The sequence below is a fragment of the Streptomyces sp. NPDC048057 genome (assembly GCF_040653095.1).
In the GTDB taxonomy this organism is placed as follows: domain Bacteria; phylum Actinomycetota; class Actinomycetes; order Streptomycetales; family Streptomycetaceae; genus Streptomyces.
The window spans coordinates 138031-152827 of sequence record NZ_JBEZNF010000021.1 but is presented as its reverse complement, the minus strand read 5'-3'; the positions used below and the strand labels follow the sequence as shown (position 1 = coordinate 152827).

Sequence of the window (14797 nt, the reverse complement as noted above, 5' to 3'; positions counted from 1 at the left end):
TCACTCCCTCACGCTCAGCCACTGTGCGGGGGCCCCGTAGGTCTCCTCGACCTTGTGCCGACGGAGCTTGGTGGTTTCGGTCATGCAGCCGTCCGCCAGGGACGGCAACCCGGACACGACGGCGAAGGAGTGGATGCGCTCCCAGGGGTGCAGCCGGCGGTTGGCCTCCGCGAGCCGGGCCCGGTACCCGTCCGCGCTCCCGACCCCCTCCGGTGCCGCGGGGTCGAAGAACAGCAGGGCGCCCAGGTGGGAAGCGTCGATCTTCATCACGACGCACAGCCCGGCCCCGGTGGCGGCTGCGGTGGACTCCTCCAGGGCGCGCAGGAAGACCTTCTCGCCGTTGGGCAGGGCCACGAAGTCCCGCAGGCGTCCGTGGACGGTCAGGAAGCCGTCGGCGTCGAGGGCGCCGGCGTCGCCGGTGGGCCACCAGGCGTCCGGGTTGCGCACCACGGGGACGACGTGCGGCCCCAGCACCTCGCCGTACCGGAAGGGCGTGGGCGTGCGCACCAGGACCTCGCCCGACTCGTCGTCGATCCGGACGTCGCCCCAGGGGATGGGGCGGCCGACCGTGCCGCGGCGGTTGGCGTCGGGCACGTTGAGGCCGACCATGCCGAGTTCGGTGGTGCCGTACACCTCGTACACCGGCACCCCGCCGGCGTGCAGTTCGGCCAGCAGCGCCGGGTCGCTGGGCGCGCTGCCCACGAAGACCGCCTTCAGCGCGGTGCCGAAGACCTGGGCGTACGCCTTCGTCATGGCGCCCTCCTCCCCTTCCAGGCCCTGGCGGCGCGCGAGGTCCAGGGCGCGTTTGTGCAGGTGCTGGAGGGAGCGGGGGACGGCGACGTGCAGGGTGGGGGACGTCTCGACGCCGTCCGCGATGACGCGGGCCGGGTCGCTGAGGACGAAGTCCAACCCCTGGCCGAGGCCCCAGTAGAGCATCATGCGCTGCGGCAGGTGCGACAGCGGCAGATAGACCAGCAGCCGGTCCCGGCCGTCGAAGCCGTACAGCTCGGCGAAGTGGTCCATGGTGTGCAGCAGCGGGGCCGAGTGGACGGCGAAGAGCTTCGGCTCGGAGAGCGTGCCGCTGGTGGAGACGATGGTGAACGGGCCGTCGCCGCGGTCCGCCGGCGCGAAGTCCGCCGCCCCGGCACCGGCTCCTGCGTCTTCTCCCTTCTCTGCGGCCTCCGCGATCAGCTCGACGACCGAGGGTGCTCCCTCCCCTTCCGGGCCGAGGAAGACCACGTCGAGGCCCGCGGCCCGGAAGGCGGCCACGCAGTCCGCCCGGTCGGTGAGGACCGTGCGGCACCCCGCCTCCCGGGCGGTGGCGACGGCCCGCTCCGGCGGGGCGCTCGGGTACAGCGCCACCGACACCGCCCCGGTCAGCAGCGCCGCCAGGTCCGCCAGCACCCACTCGTACGACGTGGCGCCGTGGACGGCGACCCGGGTGCCGGGCGCGACGCCCCGCCGCCGCAGCGCGGCGGCCAGCGACAGGGCGTCACGGTGGCACTCGGGGTAGGGCACGGAGGTCCGCGCCCCGCCCCGACGGCACAGCAGGACGCTCGACGCCTTGTCCGGCATGGCGGCGACGAGGTCGGTCAACACGCAGCGTCCGGGGTCGATCACGGGTGCGCCGTCCGTCCCCATCAGCCGATCCGCGGGGACGCGGCGGCCAGTTCCGAGCCGCCCCGCTCCAACGAGTCGGTGAAGAGCTGGGCGTACGCCCGCAGGGTGTACTTCCAGGCCGCGAGCATCACCGTGTACGCCTCGGGGGACTCCGCGGCGGAGCGGTCGAAGCCCTTGCGGACGGTCTCGATGTGCTCCTGGTCCTCCATCGAGTGCACCTTCAGGAAGGACAGCGAGTCCTTCGCGAAGGCGTACTGGCCCATCGCCTCGGCCACCTTGGGCGCGAGCCGGGCGCCGAGGCCCTCGGTGGCGGCGGCGAAGCCGATGATGCCGACGGGCTGTTGCGCGGCGCGGGCCAGGTAGTGGTTCTGCGCCACCATCGTCCAGGTGCCCAGGCCCGGCACGTCGCCCAGGTACTCGTCCGGGTCGATCCCCATGTTCCGCAGGTCGCGCACGCACAGCCGGTTGTGGTGCCGCTCGTCGCGGGCCAGGTCGAGGAACCAGTCCTGGAGCCACTCGCTGTCGCTGTGCGAGGCGGCGGCCGACAGGAAGTAGGGGGTCTGGGTGACCAGGTGGTACGTCTCCCGCAGATAGGCGGCGTACACCTGCTCGGTGAGGGAGCCCTTCAGGATGCTGCCGACGAAGGGGTGCTCGTCGATGTACTCCGCGAGCACCTGCGCCGCGTCGGCCTCCGCCCGCTCGTACGCGCTGGTGGTCATCTCACGCCTCCAGAAGGCCGAGCTTGGACATGGTCTCGTTGAACCGCTCACGGGTGCGCGGGACGTAGTCGGGCTGCACGAACCCCTGGTCGACGGCCCAGGAGATGGTCTGGGACAGTTCGCCGCCGAGGTAGTTCTCCAGGTGCTCCTGGTACCACTTGCAGTAGTCCATGCCGCGCCGCCGGGTCTCCTCGCTCTCGTCGAGCAGCCGCTTGGCCACGGTCAGGCCGAAGCCCATGTGGCGGCGCTCCTCGCGCTCGATGCGGGCGAACTCCGGGAAGTACTCGGGCTTGTTGCGGCCGAGCTGGTGCAGCTCCTCCATGGCCAGCACGCCCTCGGCGTACAGGTTCAGCCCGATCAGCACCTCGATCTCGTCGTCGCTGTCGAAGAGCTTGCGGAAGCGCTGGTCGATGTCGTCGATGCGGTACTTGGAATGGTCGAAGCCGTCCCAGTCGAACCCCAGCCGTTCCACGCCCTCGCGGAACAGCCGGGCGTGCACGACCTCGTCGGAGGCGTGGTGGATGAGGTACGACTTCTCGCGCAGGTTCTGCCGCCGCGGTATCCAACGGGCGCAGAGGTCGACGATCTCCCACTCGGAGTAGTAGAAGTTCAGATACACGGTCAACACGAGGTCCAGCGCGTTCTGGCCGTGCCGTTCGACGATCTCGTCCTTGAGGGCCGGGGTGCTCACTGCGGTGCCTCCTTCACTCCGGTGCGGTCGGGGGTGCGGTTGACGGGGCTGCCTGTGGAGCGGTCTGGGGTGGGGCTGGGGGTGCCTGCGGTGCGGTCTGCGGTGCGGTCTGCGGGGTGGAGAAGATGTCCTCGACGTCGATGGCCAGGGCCTTGAGGAACCTGCTGGTCAGGTTGTACGTGCCGATGGCGAGGACGATGTTGACGATCTCCGCGTCGGTGAAGACCTCGCGCAGCTGCTTGCGCAGCTCGTCGGTCGTGCCGTCCGGGTCCTGGGTGAGGCGGTCGGCGAGTTCGAGGATCAACCCCTCCCGGGGGTCGAACACCCGGGCCTGCACCACGCTGTCGCCGACGGCGCTGATCTCCTGCTCGTCCATGCCGGCCCGGCGCGCGGACGCGCTCATGTGGGCCACGCAGTACGTGCACTCCTGGGCCTTCGCGGTGCCGAGGGCGGCCAGGGCGCGCAGCCGGGGCCCGATGGCGGGCGAGGCGTACACCTGCCCCCAGAAGGGCACGAACGCCTGGAGCAGGTCCGGGCAGTGCGCCATCGCCCGGAGGATGTTGGGGACGAATCCGTACTCCTCGCGCACCCGGTCGAAGACGGCACCCACCTCGGGGGCGGCGTCCCTGTCCTGCTGGAGCTCGACGAATGCCATGGCTCTCGCCCTCCTCTCAGGCTTCCGCCGTCTCCGGGGGCGCAAGCAGCCCGAAGGAGATGGCCTCGTGCACCAGGGACCGGGCCCCGTCGCGCTGGGTGACGCCCGCTTCGACCAGCAGGTCGATCAGGTCCGCCGCGGTGCGGTTGCCGTCGGCGAGGCCGGTGAGCGCGGTGAGCGCCTCGGTGAGCGGCATGGTGGCGCCGCCGGGCAGCCGCAGCACCTGCGCCGGCCTCAGGTGGTCGCCGTCGACGGCGAGTTCCTCGCCCTCCTCGACCTGGTCGGAGAGGACGACCGGCGCCTGCCAGTCGACGTTCACGCCGGCCGACTTGCCCTCGAAGATGCCCTCGATGGTGGAGCGCAGCTCCACGGGCACGTCGAGCTGCGCCAGGTACCTGCGGTACCAGGAGCGGTGCTGGAACGCACCGGCGATAAGGGAGATGAAAGCTTTCTCCGGGGCAATTCCCGGTACGTCGAACTGGTTGCGGGCGTGCCAGAAGTACGACTCCTTCGAGCCGCCGTGGCCGCCGTAGAGGAAGTACACCTGGGCGCGCAGCCGATCGAATTCCTTGCGGTAGGCGCCCTCGTAGAACTCCAGCACCTGCTCGCGGGGGATCTCGGGCTTGTCCAGGATGGTGTTGACCGTGGTCGCGGCCAGGTATCCGCTGAGCATGGACAGGTGGACCCCGGTGGAGAACAGCGGGTCGATGAAGCAGGCCGCGTCGCCGACGGCGATGTAGCCGTCGCCGCTGAAGCGGTCGTAGATGTAGGACCAGTCGCGCTGGGCGTGCATCTCGTCGACCTGCTCGGCGTCCGCGAGCCGGTCCATCAGCTCGGGGGTGCGCTCCAGGCAGCTCTGGTAGTAGTGCTGGAGCCCGTTCTCCTTCTGCTTGAGGAACGCCTCGCGGTCGACGACGACGCCGATGCTGGTGATGTCGTCGCGCAGCGGGATGAACCACCACCAGCCCTCGTCGAAGGTGGGCAGGAAGGTGTTGCCGGCGTCCAGCCCGGGGCCGCGCTTGGCGCCGCGCCAGTAGCTCCACACGGCCATGTTCTTGAGGTAGGGGTCCCATTCCTGCTGGTGCAGGCGCTTGGTGACGGTGCCGCCCTGGCCCGACGAGTCGACCAGCCAACGGGCCGTCACGGTGCCGGGGTTGCCCTCGTCGTCGGTGTACTGGACGCGCACGGTGCCGTCGTCCTCGAACGCGAAGTCCGTGACGCGGTGCTCCTCGCGGGCGTCGACGCCGTGTTCGCGGGCGTTCTCCAGCAGCATCTGGTCGAAGGGGCCCCGTTCGACCTGGTAGCCGTAGTCGTACGGCATGGCCAGGGCGTCCTTGAAGTACACCGTCCACGGCTCGCGGTGCTCGCCCCAGACCCATTCGACGCCGTGCTTCTTGATGAAGCCGGCGTCCTCCAGCTTCTCCAGGACGCCGATCTTCTTGAGCAGGTCGGCAGTGCCGGAGAGGAGGGATTCGCCGATGTGGTAGCGCGGGAACTTCGCGGACTCGAACAGGATGACGCGCTTTCCGGACTGGGCCAGCAGGGTGCTCGTCATGGAGCCACCGGGCCCACCGCCGATGACGATGACGTCGTATTCGACTGCGGGGTACGTCATTTCTCTCCTTGGCCGGAGGGCTGAGGGTCGAGAGCGTGGAACTCGGCGCTTGGACTCGACCGTGGGATTGCAGTTCGGAGCTTGGCGCTCGGGGCTTCAGCGGTACACGTCCACCGAGCCGTCGTATTCCATGACGTAGCGATAGAACGGCGCGCTGGTTCGGAAGGGTCGGGAGAACAGTTCGGCCACGCGCAGCAGCAGTGCGATGCTCCGCCCGGAGCCTTCGAGTTCGGTGTCGATGAACTCCTTTCCGGTCTCCTCGAAGCCGAGGGCGATCAGCGGGCCGATGGGCGTGGTTTTGGTGTCGGTGAAGAGATCGGCCACGATGTGCGTGATGTTGTGGACGATGCACCAGTGAATGCAGCCCTTCACCAGGGCGGCCAGCACTCCGTACGGCATGGCGTCGTAACGCCGGTTCCGGAAGTCGGGGAGGATCATCAGGCGCTGGCATTCGATCAGTCGCCGTTGCTGGTCCCTGAGGTCGTCGACGGGGACGAACTGCTCGATCGGCAGTCCGCCGGCGCCGTCCACCACCAGGCGCATGGTGCCGACCACCCGGCCCTCGGCGCGGGCCAGCAGATAGACGGACTGGTCGTCGTAGCGGTCCTTGTGCCAGGGGCCGTTCGCCGCGGGCAGCCAGCCGCACTCCTCGCCGTACACCGCCTCCCACAGCATGTCGACCGCCTCGAAGTCGGCTTCGGTCGATGCGACGTGCAGGAAGAAGGGTTGCTCCGAATCCTTGGGTTCCTCCTGGAATTCCCAGCCTGCGAGCCGTTTTTCCGAAGTTTTTCCAGTCGCCAACGGTCGGCCACCGGAATGATTTGAGTCTTTGGACGTCGACCAACTGCTGTTCATGATCACCACACTTGTGTCGTCCGGAAACACCAAAGCAGTCTCGGCGAGGGCATGCCGAGTGATCGCGCTTGATAATTCGCTGCGTATCGCGTTTTGGTGCCGACGTGCGCCTACGGCCTGGGCGAGGAATGACAGGCCGACAGAAGAGGCTTGTGTTTTGAAACTAACCGAGTGGCTCGATGAGGAGCAACAAGGCCGAGCAAGGGTGACGTCGAGAACCGGCCAAGCCCGGGGAAGCCAAGTCGAGTCGCATCCTCCCTGATGGGGCGGGAGATGATCATTCAGGCTGGCTGTATCGATCATTCATACATTGGCCAATACTTTCGCCAGGGAGATCTTTTAAGGTGAGTCAAGGGTGGTTCTCGGACAAGGGAGTAGTGTTCCGGCCAAGACGGTACGGGGTTGTTGGCGGCTTATCGGGATTCTGGAATCCTCGTCTCTCATGTCGTGATCTGAATGCCGTGATCTCGGTCGAAGAGATCCTCTTCCAAAATCAGGTGGGCCCTCTCGGGGCCGTGCGTTCCCGCCGCCGGGGACGCCTTTTGCCGATCGGCGCCTGTTCATCGCCTTGATCCTCGATCTTTGCTTCCGTTCCACCCGTATGTGCCCCGGACAGTTGACAACGGAGCGTGTCATGGACGTGATGACGGCCATCCTCACCCGTCGCAGCGAGGACCTCCTCGCCGAACCGGCCCCCGCGGACGACGAGTTCGTCTATCTGCTGCGGGGGGCTGCGACCGCTCCGGACCGCGGGGACCACCGTGCGGCGCCCAAGCCGTGGCGCTGGATCCTGCTGCGGGGCGAGGGCCACGCCGCCCTCGCGCGGTGCCTGGGGCCGGGCGACGTCGGCGAGCCGGCCGGCGCCGTGCCGCCGCAGGCCCCGTTGATCGCCGCCCTCGTCTTCGCACCGCAGCCCGGTGACCGGGCGCCGCAGTGGGAGCAACTCGCCGCGGCCACCACGGTGAGCCACTCCCTGACGCTGCTGCTGCACGCCCGCGGTTACGGCAGCGTCTGGTACGCCGGGCGGCTCGCCGTCAGCGCGGCGGCACGGGCGCTCCTGGCGCTCGCTCCCACGGAACGGCTGCTCGGCGGCTTGTGGATCGGCACTCCGGACCCGAACCGAAGGCACCTGCGGCGACCACTGGAGGACGTGGCGCAGCAGGTGTCGGTGTTCGGGACGAGCGAACGGTCCGCCGCGGAACGGGTGTGACCCGCCGTACGGATCCTTGCCCGGCCCGTACGACCCGCTGCACGCGGGCGTTCCGCCGTACCCCCATGTCCCCGCCCGGATGAGGGCCCTTGCTCTTCGGCCCGGAAAGCAGAGGAGCGCATGACGGAGCACCAAGTGGCGATCCTGCTCGCCGATCTCGCGTTGATCGTCGTGGTGGCGCAACTGGCCGGTCGGGCCGCCCGTGCCCTGGGGCAGCCCCCGGTCCTCGGGGAGATCGTCGGCGGCATCCTGGCCGGCCCCACCCTCTTCGACGGCGCCGTCGCCGAGACGCTGTTCCCCTTCGACGTACGTCCCAGTCTGAGCGCCCTCGCGAACCTGGGGCTGGTGTTGTTCATGTTCATCGTGGGCCTGGAGTTTGACTTCGGTCGGCTGCGCGGCAGCGGACGGATCGCCACCGTCACCGCGTTCGGCGCCACCGTGGTGCCCTTCGGGCTCGGGTGCCTGCTCGCCCTGCACCTCGCCGGCGACCACCAGACGACGAGCCGGCTCAGCTTCGTGCTCTTCATCGGCGTGGCGATGTCGGTGACCGCGTTCCCGGTGCTCGCGCGCATCCTCGACGACCGGAACATGACCCGTACGGCGATGGGCGCGCTGGCGCTCTCCGCCGCGGCGGTGTGCGACCTCGCCGTGTGGACCACGCTCTCCTTCGTCCAGGCGATGGTGGCCGGGGACGACGCCGGGCACTGGCGGGTGACGCTCATCGTCCCGTTCGCTCTCTTCCTGGTCTTCTGCGTCCGGCCGCTGCTGCGCAAGGTGCTGACCGCCCCGGGCAAGGAAGCTCCGGGGGAGGGCCGTTCGGGGAGGGGGCGTTCGACGGAGGGGCGTTCGTCCGAGAGCCGTTTGGCGGAGGGCCGTTCCCTGACCGCGACCGGGCGGGCCGTGCTGCTCACCGGACTCCTCGGCTCCGCCGCGCTCACCCAGTGGATGGGGCTGCACTTCGTGTTCGGCGCGTTCCTCTTCGGGCTGGTCGTGCCCCGCATCCGGCGCAGCGGACATCGCAAGGAGATGATGCGGGACACCCGGTTCGCCATCGATCTGCTGCTCCCGGTGTACTTCGTCGTCGCGGGGCTGAGCGTGGACCTGTCCGGGGTGCGGCTGCCGGAGCTGGGCACGCTCGCGCTGATCATGCTCGTCGCCGTCGTCGGCAAGTTCGGCGGCGCCTGGATCGCCGCCCGGACCCAGGGGTTGCCGCCGCGTGACTCCGCGGTCCTCGCCACCTTGATGAACACCCGCGGGCTCACCGAACTCGTCGCGCTGAGCGTCGGACTCCAGGCCGGCATCCTCAACGCGGAGCTGTACTCGCTGCTGGTCGTGATGGCGGTGGTCACGACCGGTGCGGCCGGGCCCCTGCTGGCCTGGCTGATGCCCCGGCACGAGGCGGCGCACCTCGCCGAGCTGCCGAAGGCCGGGGAGAAGACCGGGCAGCAGACCGGGGAACGGGCCCGGGAGCGGGAGCCCGCGCCATCGACGGGGATGGTGCGGACCCCTCGTACTCCCCGGGACGAATGAGCGTGGGCCGGGCGGCGGGTCAGTGCCGCCGGGGCTCCGGCTCCGGATCGGGGCTCACCGCCGCGGGCTCGGACTTCGCCGGCCCCTTGGGCGCCCGGGTGAGGACCACGCCGGCGACCACCAGCACGGCACCGGCAGCGGTGTTCCAGGACAGCGGCTCGGACAGCAGCACCGTCCCGAAGAGGGTGGACCAGATGGGGATCACGTACGTCACGGTCGACGCGATGGTCGGCCCGGCGACCCGGATCACCCCGAGGTTGAGGATGTACGCCACGCCCGTGCCCAGCGCCCCGAGCACCACCAGGGCCGTGAAGGGCTTTGCGCTCAGCGTGTCCGGCGCCCCGTTGAAGAGGGGGGCGAGCACCGCCAGTTGGGCCGTCGCACAGACGAGCTGCGTCGTCGACAGCGCCACGGCGGAGCCCTCGCGGTCGGAGAAGTGGCGCCGGGTGTACGCGAAGCCGGCGCCCATGCACACCGTGGAGCCGATGCAGGCCAGGCTGCCGATCAGGGACGCCCCGCCGATGCCCTCCCAGATGCCGAGCACTATCAGCACCCCGCAGAAGCCGACCATCAGCCCGGACAGCCGGCGCGCCGTCAGCTGTTCCTGCGGCACCAGCAGCAGCACGAACAGCAGCGTGGTCAGCGGTGTGATCGCGTTGAAGATGCCGGCCAGCACGGAGCTGACGTGCGTCTCGCCGAAGGCGAGCAGCGAGAACGGCACCGAGTTGAGCAGCGCGGCGACCGCGAGGGCGTGGCCCCAGGTGGCCCGGCAGCGCGGCAGCGACTCCCGCCGCACCAGACAGATCGTCGCCAGGGTCAGGGCCCCGAAGAAGCAACGGCCGAAGGCGACCCAGACCGGCGCGAGACCGCCGTCCAGCGTGACCTTGATCAGGGCGAAGCTGGACCCCCAGACGACCGACAGCGCCAGAAAACTGGGCATCCATCGGATCGCTCCCCCGTGTATGGATTGCCCGACCGTTCCGGTACTCGCACCCACAGCCTCATCCTTCAAATCATGGCGTCATGAATTGCAGCCGTCGCGCCAGATTGTGCAGAAGCGGGCGCGCCCAGTCCAACAAGCAATCAGAAAACGGCTATGAGCGTCACTCATGACCATAATGAGAATTCGTCACGTCGAACGATGTTCGACGTTGTGGGTTGATCGGGTGAATGCTAGCATGGCTGCTGCTGAATTCCTGGGGAAAGCGAAGCAGGGTAGCGCCATGTAAAAGACCGCAATGGCGCACTGCATCAAGCGCTGAATTCATAAACGGTCATAAACGGGGGAACGAAGAAGATGTGCCGAATAATTCTCGCTCGGGGCGCCTTCGACACCGCTGCGGTGGTCGAAGCCGCCCTCGCCATGAGCACCGGGCGCACCGCCGCCCACGAGAAGCCGGAAATGAGGCACGCCCACGGCTGGGGCGCCCTGTGGCGCGCTCCCGACGCTCCGGGCGGGCTGGGGGTCCACCGCGACGAGCGGCCCATCGCCGAGAGCATCGAGGAGTCGCCGCTGCGCACGGTGCAGAGCGACTTCCTGGCCGTCCACGTGCGCCACGCGACCCTGGAGCACCACCGAGGGCCGGGCTACACGCATCCGCTGGAGCGTACCGACCCCGACGTGACCTGGTACTTCATGCACAACGGGTATCTGCCCACGGTCCACCGCCGGCTCGGGCTGCCCGCCTCGGCGTTCGACACGGCGGAGTACTTCCAGTACGTCGTCCCCGACGGCGGCACCCGTCTCGACGCGGAGGAGACGCTGGCCCTGCTGCGGGACATCCCGCCCGGCGGCCTGTCCGGCAATGCGTTCGCCGTGCACCGCGAACGGGCCTACGTCATTCACTGGTCGCCCGAGGAGACCCCCTTTCCGCGGTACTTCGGAATGTATCGACTGAGCCGGCCCGGCTTGCTCGTCATCGCCTCGGAAATCGCCCCCGCACTTGCACCGGCGCATGAGTGGGAACCACTCAAGCCGGACCAGGTCCTTGAAATCCATCTCGACTCCGAGTGGTACTGAAGCACCTCGGACCCGATCGGTTCGGGGTGGTATCGAAGGGAGCAAGAATTGGGATCGCAAGCCAACGCAGCCGAAGCTCCGACCACGGAAAGGCGATGGGACCGGGTGGTGCGCCGGGTCGGAACGGACCCGATCGAACCCGATCTGTTGCGAAAACTGGTCGACGGGGACATCGCCGTGCTCGTCCTCAAGGATCTGCTGCCGAGCGAGAACTTCACCCGGCACCGGCAGCTCGTCAACGAGATGTTCGACCGCGCGTCCACGACCTACTACGCCAACGGCCATCTGACCACCATCGGCTCGTACCTGGCGAAGCACCTGTCCGACGTGGACGAGTACTTCACCGAGAGCGAGAAGATAGCCCAGGTGATCGCGGACAGCTCCTTCACGCTCGGCGACGACGTCCGTTCGGGGCTCGCCCGGGCGCTGTCGCTGCGCTCGCTGGAGGTGGCCGAGGAGCCCGACGGCCGGCGTTACGCCGACGTCTGCGTCCGGCTCCATCCGGACGGGGTGGCCAACCCCATGCACAACGACAAGATCATGCGGGACGCCGCCCATCTCGACCTGGTGGTCTCCCGGCTGCTGTACCAGCTCAGTTGCGTCATCTGCGTCCAGGAGTGCGACACCGGCGGCGAAGCCAAGATCTACGCCAAGCCGTGGGAGGCGCACGACGAGAAGTTCAAGATCCCCAAGGGCCTCGGTTACGAGTACGGCGTGGTCGCGGACGTGCCCGCGCACGAGTTCAAACCGCAGGCGGAGGACGTCTATCTGATCAATCCGACGTATTACCACGAGATCCTGCGCGTCGGCGGCGACACGAGGGTCACGGTCGGGTTCTTCCTCGGGTTCTCCGACGAGTCCCTGGACGCCGCCGTCACCTGGGGCTGAACCCGGGCCGGACCCGGGACGAGTGAGGAAGGGGCGCCCGGACGCTCATTGCACCCGAAGGGTGCATTCACCATCATGAGTGGATCGAGTGAGTTTCCGGGCGCCATGAAAGAAGTTCATGAACATCGGCATCTCGCACCTCCGGGCCTTCGTCGCGGTCCTCGACAGCGGAAGCTTCAGCCTCGCCGCCGTGGAGCTGGGCATCAGCCAGTCCGCGGTCTCGCACTCCGTGGCCACGTTGGAACGCTCGTTGGGTGCACCGGTGTTCGTCCGCGGCAGCCGGGTCCGGCTGACCGCCCTCGGGGAGCAGATCCTCGCCCACTCCCGCCAGGTCGTGGAGGGCTACGGCGCCATTCGCGACCTGGCGAGCCGGCACGGCGGACGGCCGTCCGGCACGGTGCGGATCGCCGCGCCCCCCACCGCCTGCCAGGGGGTCCTCCCCCAACTGCTGCACCGCTGGCGGCACGAGTTCCCGCTGGTGCAGATCGTGGTCCTGGAGGGCGACGACGCCGAGGTGGAGTCGTGGCTCGGGGAGGGCGCCGTGGAGCTTGCGGTGCTCGTCGACCAGCCGCCCGGCACCGGGCTGTTGCTCACCACGGACGACTTCCACGCCCTGCTGGCCAGCGACCACCCCCTCGCGGAGGAGGTCGAGATCGACGTCGTCGACCTCGACGACGACCCGCTGGTCGTCTCCACCAGCGGCTGCGAGGAGTACGTCCGCCGGATCTACCGGCTGGCGCACCGCCCGTTGCGCCGCTGCCACCGGGTGCGGGACATGGAGACCCTGCTCACCATGGTGCGCAGCGGGATCGGGGTGTCCGTGGTCCCGGGGCTGACCTCGGCGATGCTGGACCACCGGCTGGTCATGGTCCCGCTGCGGCAGCGGGTCAGCCGCACCCTGACGCTGACCGGGCCGATCGGGCGGGGGTGGCAGACCGCGGCGCGGATCCTCGTCGATTCGTGTCGGCAGGTCCCCCTCCAGCCGGTGCCGGAGCACCGCGGCCTCCCGATCCCCGTGGCCAAGGGGCCGACGGATCGCAGGGAGGCCATGGTCCGGTACGAGGCGGGCTGAGGCGCGCCGCGGATCGGGGCCGGCTGACGCGGGCCGCGGGGGCTTCAGGCGCGGCGGCGGCCGGCGGCTTCGACCCGGGCGAGCAGGGTGTCGTACAGGCTCTGCGCCCGCTCCACGGTCCGCTCGACGGCGACCACGCCCAGCTTTCCGTTGCCCGGGAGCGCGCCGAGGACGTAGAAGACCGCGCCCGTGCGGGTGGTCTGGCGGTAGTGCAGTCCGTTGCGCAGGGCGACGTCGACGACGTCCTCGGGCTGGAGCCGTTCGAACCCGTCCCGCTGGGCCCGGTCGGTGGCGACGTAGCAGCGGGGCTCGCCCTCCGGCGTCAGGTACTCGCCGGTGTCCTGTGCGTACGCGCCCTCCACGGCGCCGTGCATCAGGAAGAAGGGCGCCGTCGCGCCGCCCATCCGCAAGTTGATCTCCAGTGCGTGGATGCCCTCCGCCGGCGCGGGTCCGTCCGACGGGACCGTGCGCGTCGGGTCTTCGACCAGGAAGTCGATGCTGAGGTGGCCCAGCACCCCCTTCGCGGCGAGCGCCCGGCCGGCCAGCAGCGCCAGCCGCTGGATCTCCGCCCGGTAGCCCGGCCCGGCCGGGAAGACGCAGCCCGTGAACACCTGCCCCGCGCTGCCGCCGAGGACCTGTTCGTGGGTGGACACCACCCGTGCGCCGCGCACCGGTTCGATCTCCAGCTGGACGGAGGGGGAGCGGGTGCCGGGCGCGTCGACGAAGCGCTCCACGATGCCGCCCATCTCCCGCAGTCGGGCCCCGTAGCTCTGCCAGGTGTCGGCCTGCGCGGCGAAGGACAGCCGCCGCGGCAGCTGTGCCCGGATCCAGGACTCCAGGTTGGCGGCGGGGGCGCCGGCGAACGGGAAGACCGCGTTCCCGCAGCCCGCGAAGCTGTCGTCGAGCTTGACGACGGCCCGCTCGCAGCCCGGGTTCCCGCCGCGCAGCTCCGCCAGCGCCTTGACGAGCGCCTGCTCGTCCCGGATGTCCTCGAACCCCTCGGGAACCGGGACCCCGGCCGAGCGCAGCAGTTGCCGCCCGCCGCTCTTGGTGCCGATCTGGGCGAGCGCCGGGTCGCACGCGTACAGCGGGATGCCCAGGCGCACGGCGAGCGCCCGCTCCAGCGGGGTGCTGTTGAACGTGACGAGGTACGCCTGGTCGCGGTCGGGGATCGCGGACAGGATGCGCTGGACGAGCGCGTCGTCCTTGAGGACCTTCTCCGTCAGGGGGACGGGGGAGCCGTCGGCGCAGTCGAGCAGGGTGAGCCGCCGCAGCGCGTGGCCGGCCGGCAGCGACGACACCGCGCCCAGCGCGTTGTCGACGACGACCGGCCGCAGCGGGAGGCTCGTGACGTACAGCAGTCTCGCGTCGGGGTCGCGGAGCACCTGTGCCAGGAAGAGCAGGCGCTCCTCGAAGTGGATGACCCCTTTGATCTTGCGGAGCTCTGCGCCGTCGAGCGAGAGGCTGGGCACGACGACCGCGGTCGTCGCGGCGCCGCCGCGCCGGGCGAACAGCGCGGGCAGCCGTTGTTGGAGTTGCTCGAACGTCTGTTGACACTGTTGACCGTTGGTGGTGTCCCATTGCGTCGAAAGCAGACCGCTGATCATTCCGTTTTCCTTTCGGGGCGCGCTGGGTCGGGGGAGCCCGTGACCAGATAATTCAGCGGCAGCGGCGGGTCGTCAAAGAATCAGCGCTTTACACAGCATGAGCATTGTTCATCCCGCAATAGAACACGCGTACGCGAAATCGATCGTGCGGAGCACATCCCGATTCGGCGCAAGGCGTCCCGGCGCGCGTCCCAGTACGTCCCGGCGCTCGGCGATGTCGGCGATGTCGGCGATGTCGGCGACGACGTGCTGCGGAACGATCCTCAGGACGTCGGACGACTCCCCTCCCACCGTGCAGTCGGGGCGTCCGCTGCC

Annotated in this window: 13 protein-coding genes; 5 read left to right on the top strand and 8 right to left on the bottom strand. The window is 69.4% G+C overall.

Annotation, left to right across the window (positions count from 1 at the left end; all coding sequences use genetic code 11):
- From AB0E05_RS24670 to AB0E05_RS24645, 6 genes are all read right to left on the bottom strand, one after another.
- Positions 1-1641, bottom strand: coding sequence for an AMP-binding protein (locus tag AB0E05_RS24670; protein ID WP_361967087.1), 1641 nt, complete (start codon positions 1639-1641; stop codon positions 1-3).
- Positions 1641-2339: an iron-containing redox enzyme family protein gene (locus AB0E05_RS24665; protein ID WP_361967085.1), complete on the bottom strand. Its 699-nt coding sequence runs from the start codon at positions 2337-2339 to the stop codon at positions 1641-1643. Before AB0E05_RS24665 ends, AB0E05_RS24670 begins: the two co-directional genes overlap by 1 nt.
- A gap of 1 nt (position 2340) precedes the next feature.
- Entirely contained in the window at positions 2341-3030 is a 690-nt protein-coding gene (locus tag AB0E05_RS24660; protein ID WP_361967083.1) for a hypothetical protein, read from the bottom strand.
- A 13-nt stretch (positions 3031-3043) separates the two neighbouring features.
- On the bottom strand, positions 3044-3685 hold the full coding sequence (locus AB0E05_RS24655) for a carboxymuconolactone decarboxylase family protein (RefSeq protein ID WP_361967081.1): 642 nt from the start codon (positions 3683-3685) through the stop codon (positions 3044-3046).
- Between the two features lie 16 nt (positions 3686-3701).
- A complete protein-coding gene (locus AB0E05_RS24650; protein ID WP_361967079.1) occupies positions 3702-5300 on the bottom strand; it encodes an NAD(P)/FAD-dependent oxidoreductase in 1599 nt (532 codons plus the stop codon).
- A gap of 96 nt (positions 5301-5396) precedes the next feature.
- Entirely contained in the window at positions 5397-6155 is a 759-nt protein-coding gene (locus AB0E05_RS24645; RefSeq protein ID WP_361967145.1) for a GNAT family N-acyltransferase, read from the bottom strand.
- Between the two features lie 634 nt (positions 6156-6789).
- Here AB0E05_RS24645 and AB0E05_RS24640 point away from each other — a divergent pair.
- On the top strand, positions 6790-7365 hold the full coding sequence (locus AB0E05_RS24640) for a nitroreductase (protein ID WP_361967077.1): 576 nt from the start codon (positions 6790-6792) through the stop codon (positions 7363-7365).
- A 120-nt stretch (positions 7366-7485) separates the two neighbouring features.
- Positions 7486-8895: a cation:proton antiporter gene (locus AB0E05_RS24635; protein WP_361967075.1), complete on the top strand. Its 1410-nt coding sequence runs from the start codon at positions 7486-7488 to the stop codon at positions 8893-8895.
- Positions 8896-8914: 19 nt separating this feature from the next.
- On the opposite strand, the gene AB0E05_RS24630 is transcribed toward AB0E05_RS24635, so the two are convergent.
- Positions 8915-9835 (bottom strand): DMT family transporter, encoded by a 921-nt coding sequence (locus AB0E05_RS24630; RefSeq protein ID WP_361967072.1) that lies wholly within the window; start codon positions 9833-9835, stop codon positions 8915-8917.
- A 357-nt stretch (positions 9836-10192) separates the two neighbouring features.
- Here AB0E05_RS24630 and AB0E05_RS24625 point away from each other — a divergent pair, with 357 nt between their 5' ends.
- The 3 genes from AB0E05_RS24625 to AB0E05_RS24615 all read left to right on the top strand — a co-directional run bounded on the left by AB0E05_RS24625 (position 10193) and on the right by AB0E05_RS24615 (position 12875).
- Positions 10193-10915 (top strand): class II glutamine amidotransferase, encoded by a 723-nt coding sequence (locus AB0E05_RS24625; RefSeq protein ID WP_361967070.1) that lies wholly within the window; start codon positions 10193-10195, stop codon positions 10913-10915.
- Positions 10916-10963: 48 nt separating this feature from the next.
- A complete protein-coding gene (locus tag AB0E05_RS24620) occupies positions 10964-11803 on the top strand; it encodes a hypothetical protein (protein ID WP_361967068.1) in 840 nt (279 codons plus the stop codon).
- Between the two features lie 118 nt (positions 11804-11921).
- Positions 11922-12875, top strand: coding sequence for a LysR family transcriptional regulator (locus AB0E05_RS24615; protein WP_361967066.1), 954 nt, complete (start codon positions 11922-11924; stop codon positions 12873-12875).
- A 44-nt stretch (positions 12876-12919) separates the two neighbouring features.
- Here the strand turns inward: AB0E05_RS24615 and AB0E05_RS24610 are convergent, their stop codons facing one another.
- Positions 12920-14482, bottom strand: coding sequence for a peptide ligase PGM1-related protein (locus tag AB0E05_RS24610; RefSeq protein WP_361967064.1), 1563 nt, complete (start codon positions 14480-14482; stop codon positions 12920-12922).
- Between the last annotated feature and the right edge of the window lie 315 nt (positions 14483-14797).

Coding starts and splice junctions, on each gene's coding strand:
- AB0E05_RS24670 (WP_361967087.1), bottom strand. CDS start 1,641: ATGGGGACGGACGGCGCACCCGTGATCGACCCCGGACGCTGCGTGTTG.
- AB0E05_RS24665 (WP_361967085.1), bottom strand. CDS start 2,339: ATGACCACCAGCGCGTACGAGCGGGCGGAGGCCGACGCGGCGCAGGTG.
- AB0E05_RS24655 (WP_361967081.1), bottom strand. CDS start 3,685: ATGGCATTCGTCGAGCTCCAGCAGGACAGGGACGCCGCCCCCGAGGTG.
- AB0E05_RS24650 (WP_361967079.1), bottom strand. CDS start 5,300: ATGACGTACCCCGCAGTCGAATACGACGTCATCGTCATCGGCGGTGGG.
- AB0E05_RS24645 (WP_361967145.1), bottom strand. CDS start 6,155: ATGAACAGCAGTTGGTCGACGTCCAAAGACTCAAATCATTCCGGTGGC.
- AB0E05_RS24640 (WP_361967077.1), top strand. CDS start 6,790: ATGGACGTGATGACGGCCATCCTCACCCGTCGCAGCGAGGACCTCCTC.
- AB0E05_RS24635 (WP_361967075.1), top strand. CDS start 7,486: ATGACGGAGCACCAAGTGGCGATCCTGCTCGCCGATCTCGCGTTGATC.
- AB0E05_RS24630 (WP_361967072.1), bottom strand. CDS start 9,835: ATGCCCAGTTTTCTGGCGCTGTCGGTCGTCTGGGGGTCCAGCTTCGCC.
- AB0E05_RS24625 (WP_361967070.1), top strand. CDS start 10,193: ATGTGCCGAATAATTCTCGCTCGGGGCGCCTTCGACACCGCTGCGGTG.
- AB0E05_RS24615 (WP_361967066.1), top strand. CDS start 11,922: ATGAACATCGGCATCTCGCACCTCCGGGCCTTCGTCGCGGTCCTCGAC.
- AB0E05_RS24610 (WP_361967064.1), bottom strand. CDS start 14,482: ATGATCAGCGGTCTGCTTTCGACGCAATGGGACACCACCAACGGTCAA.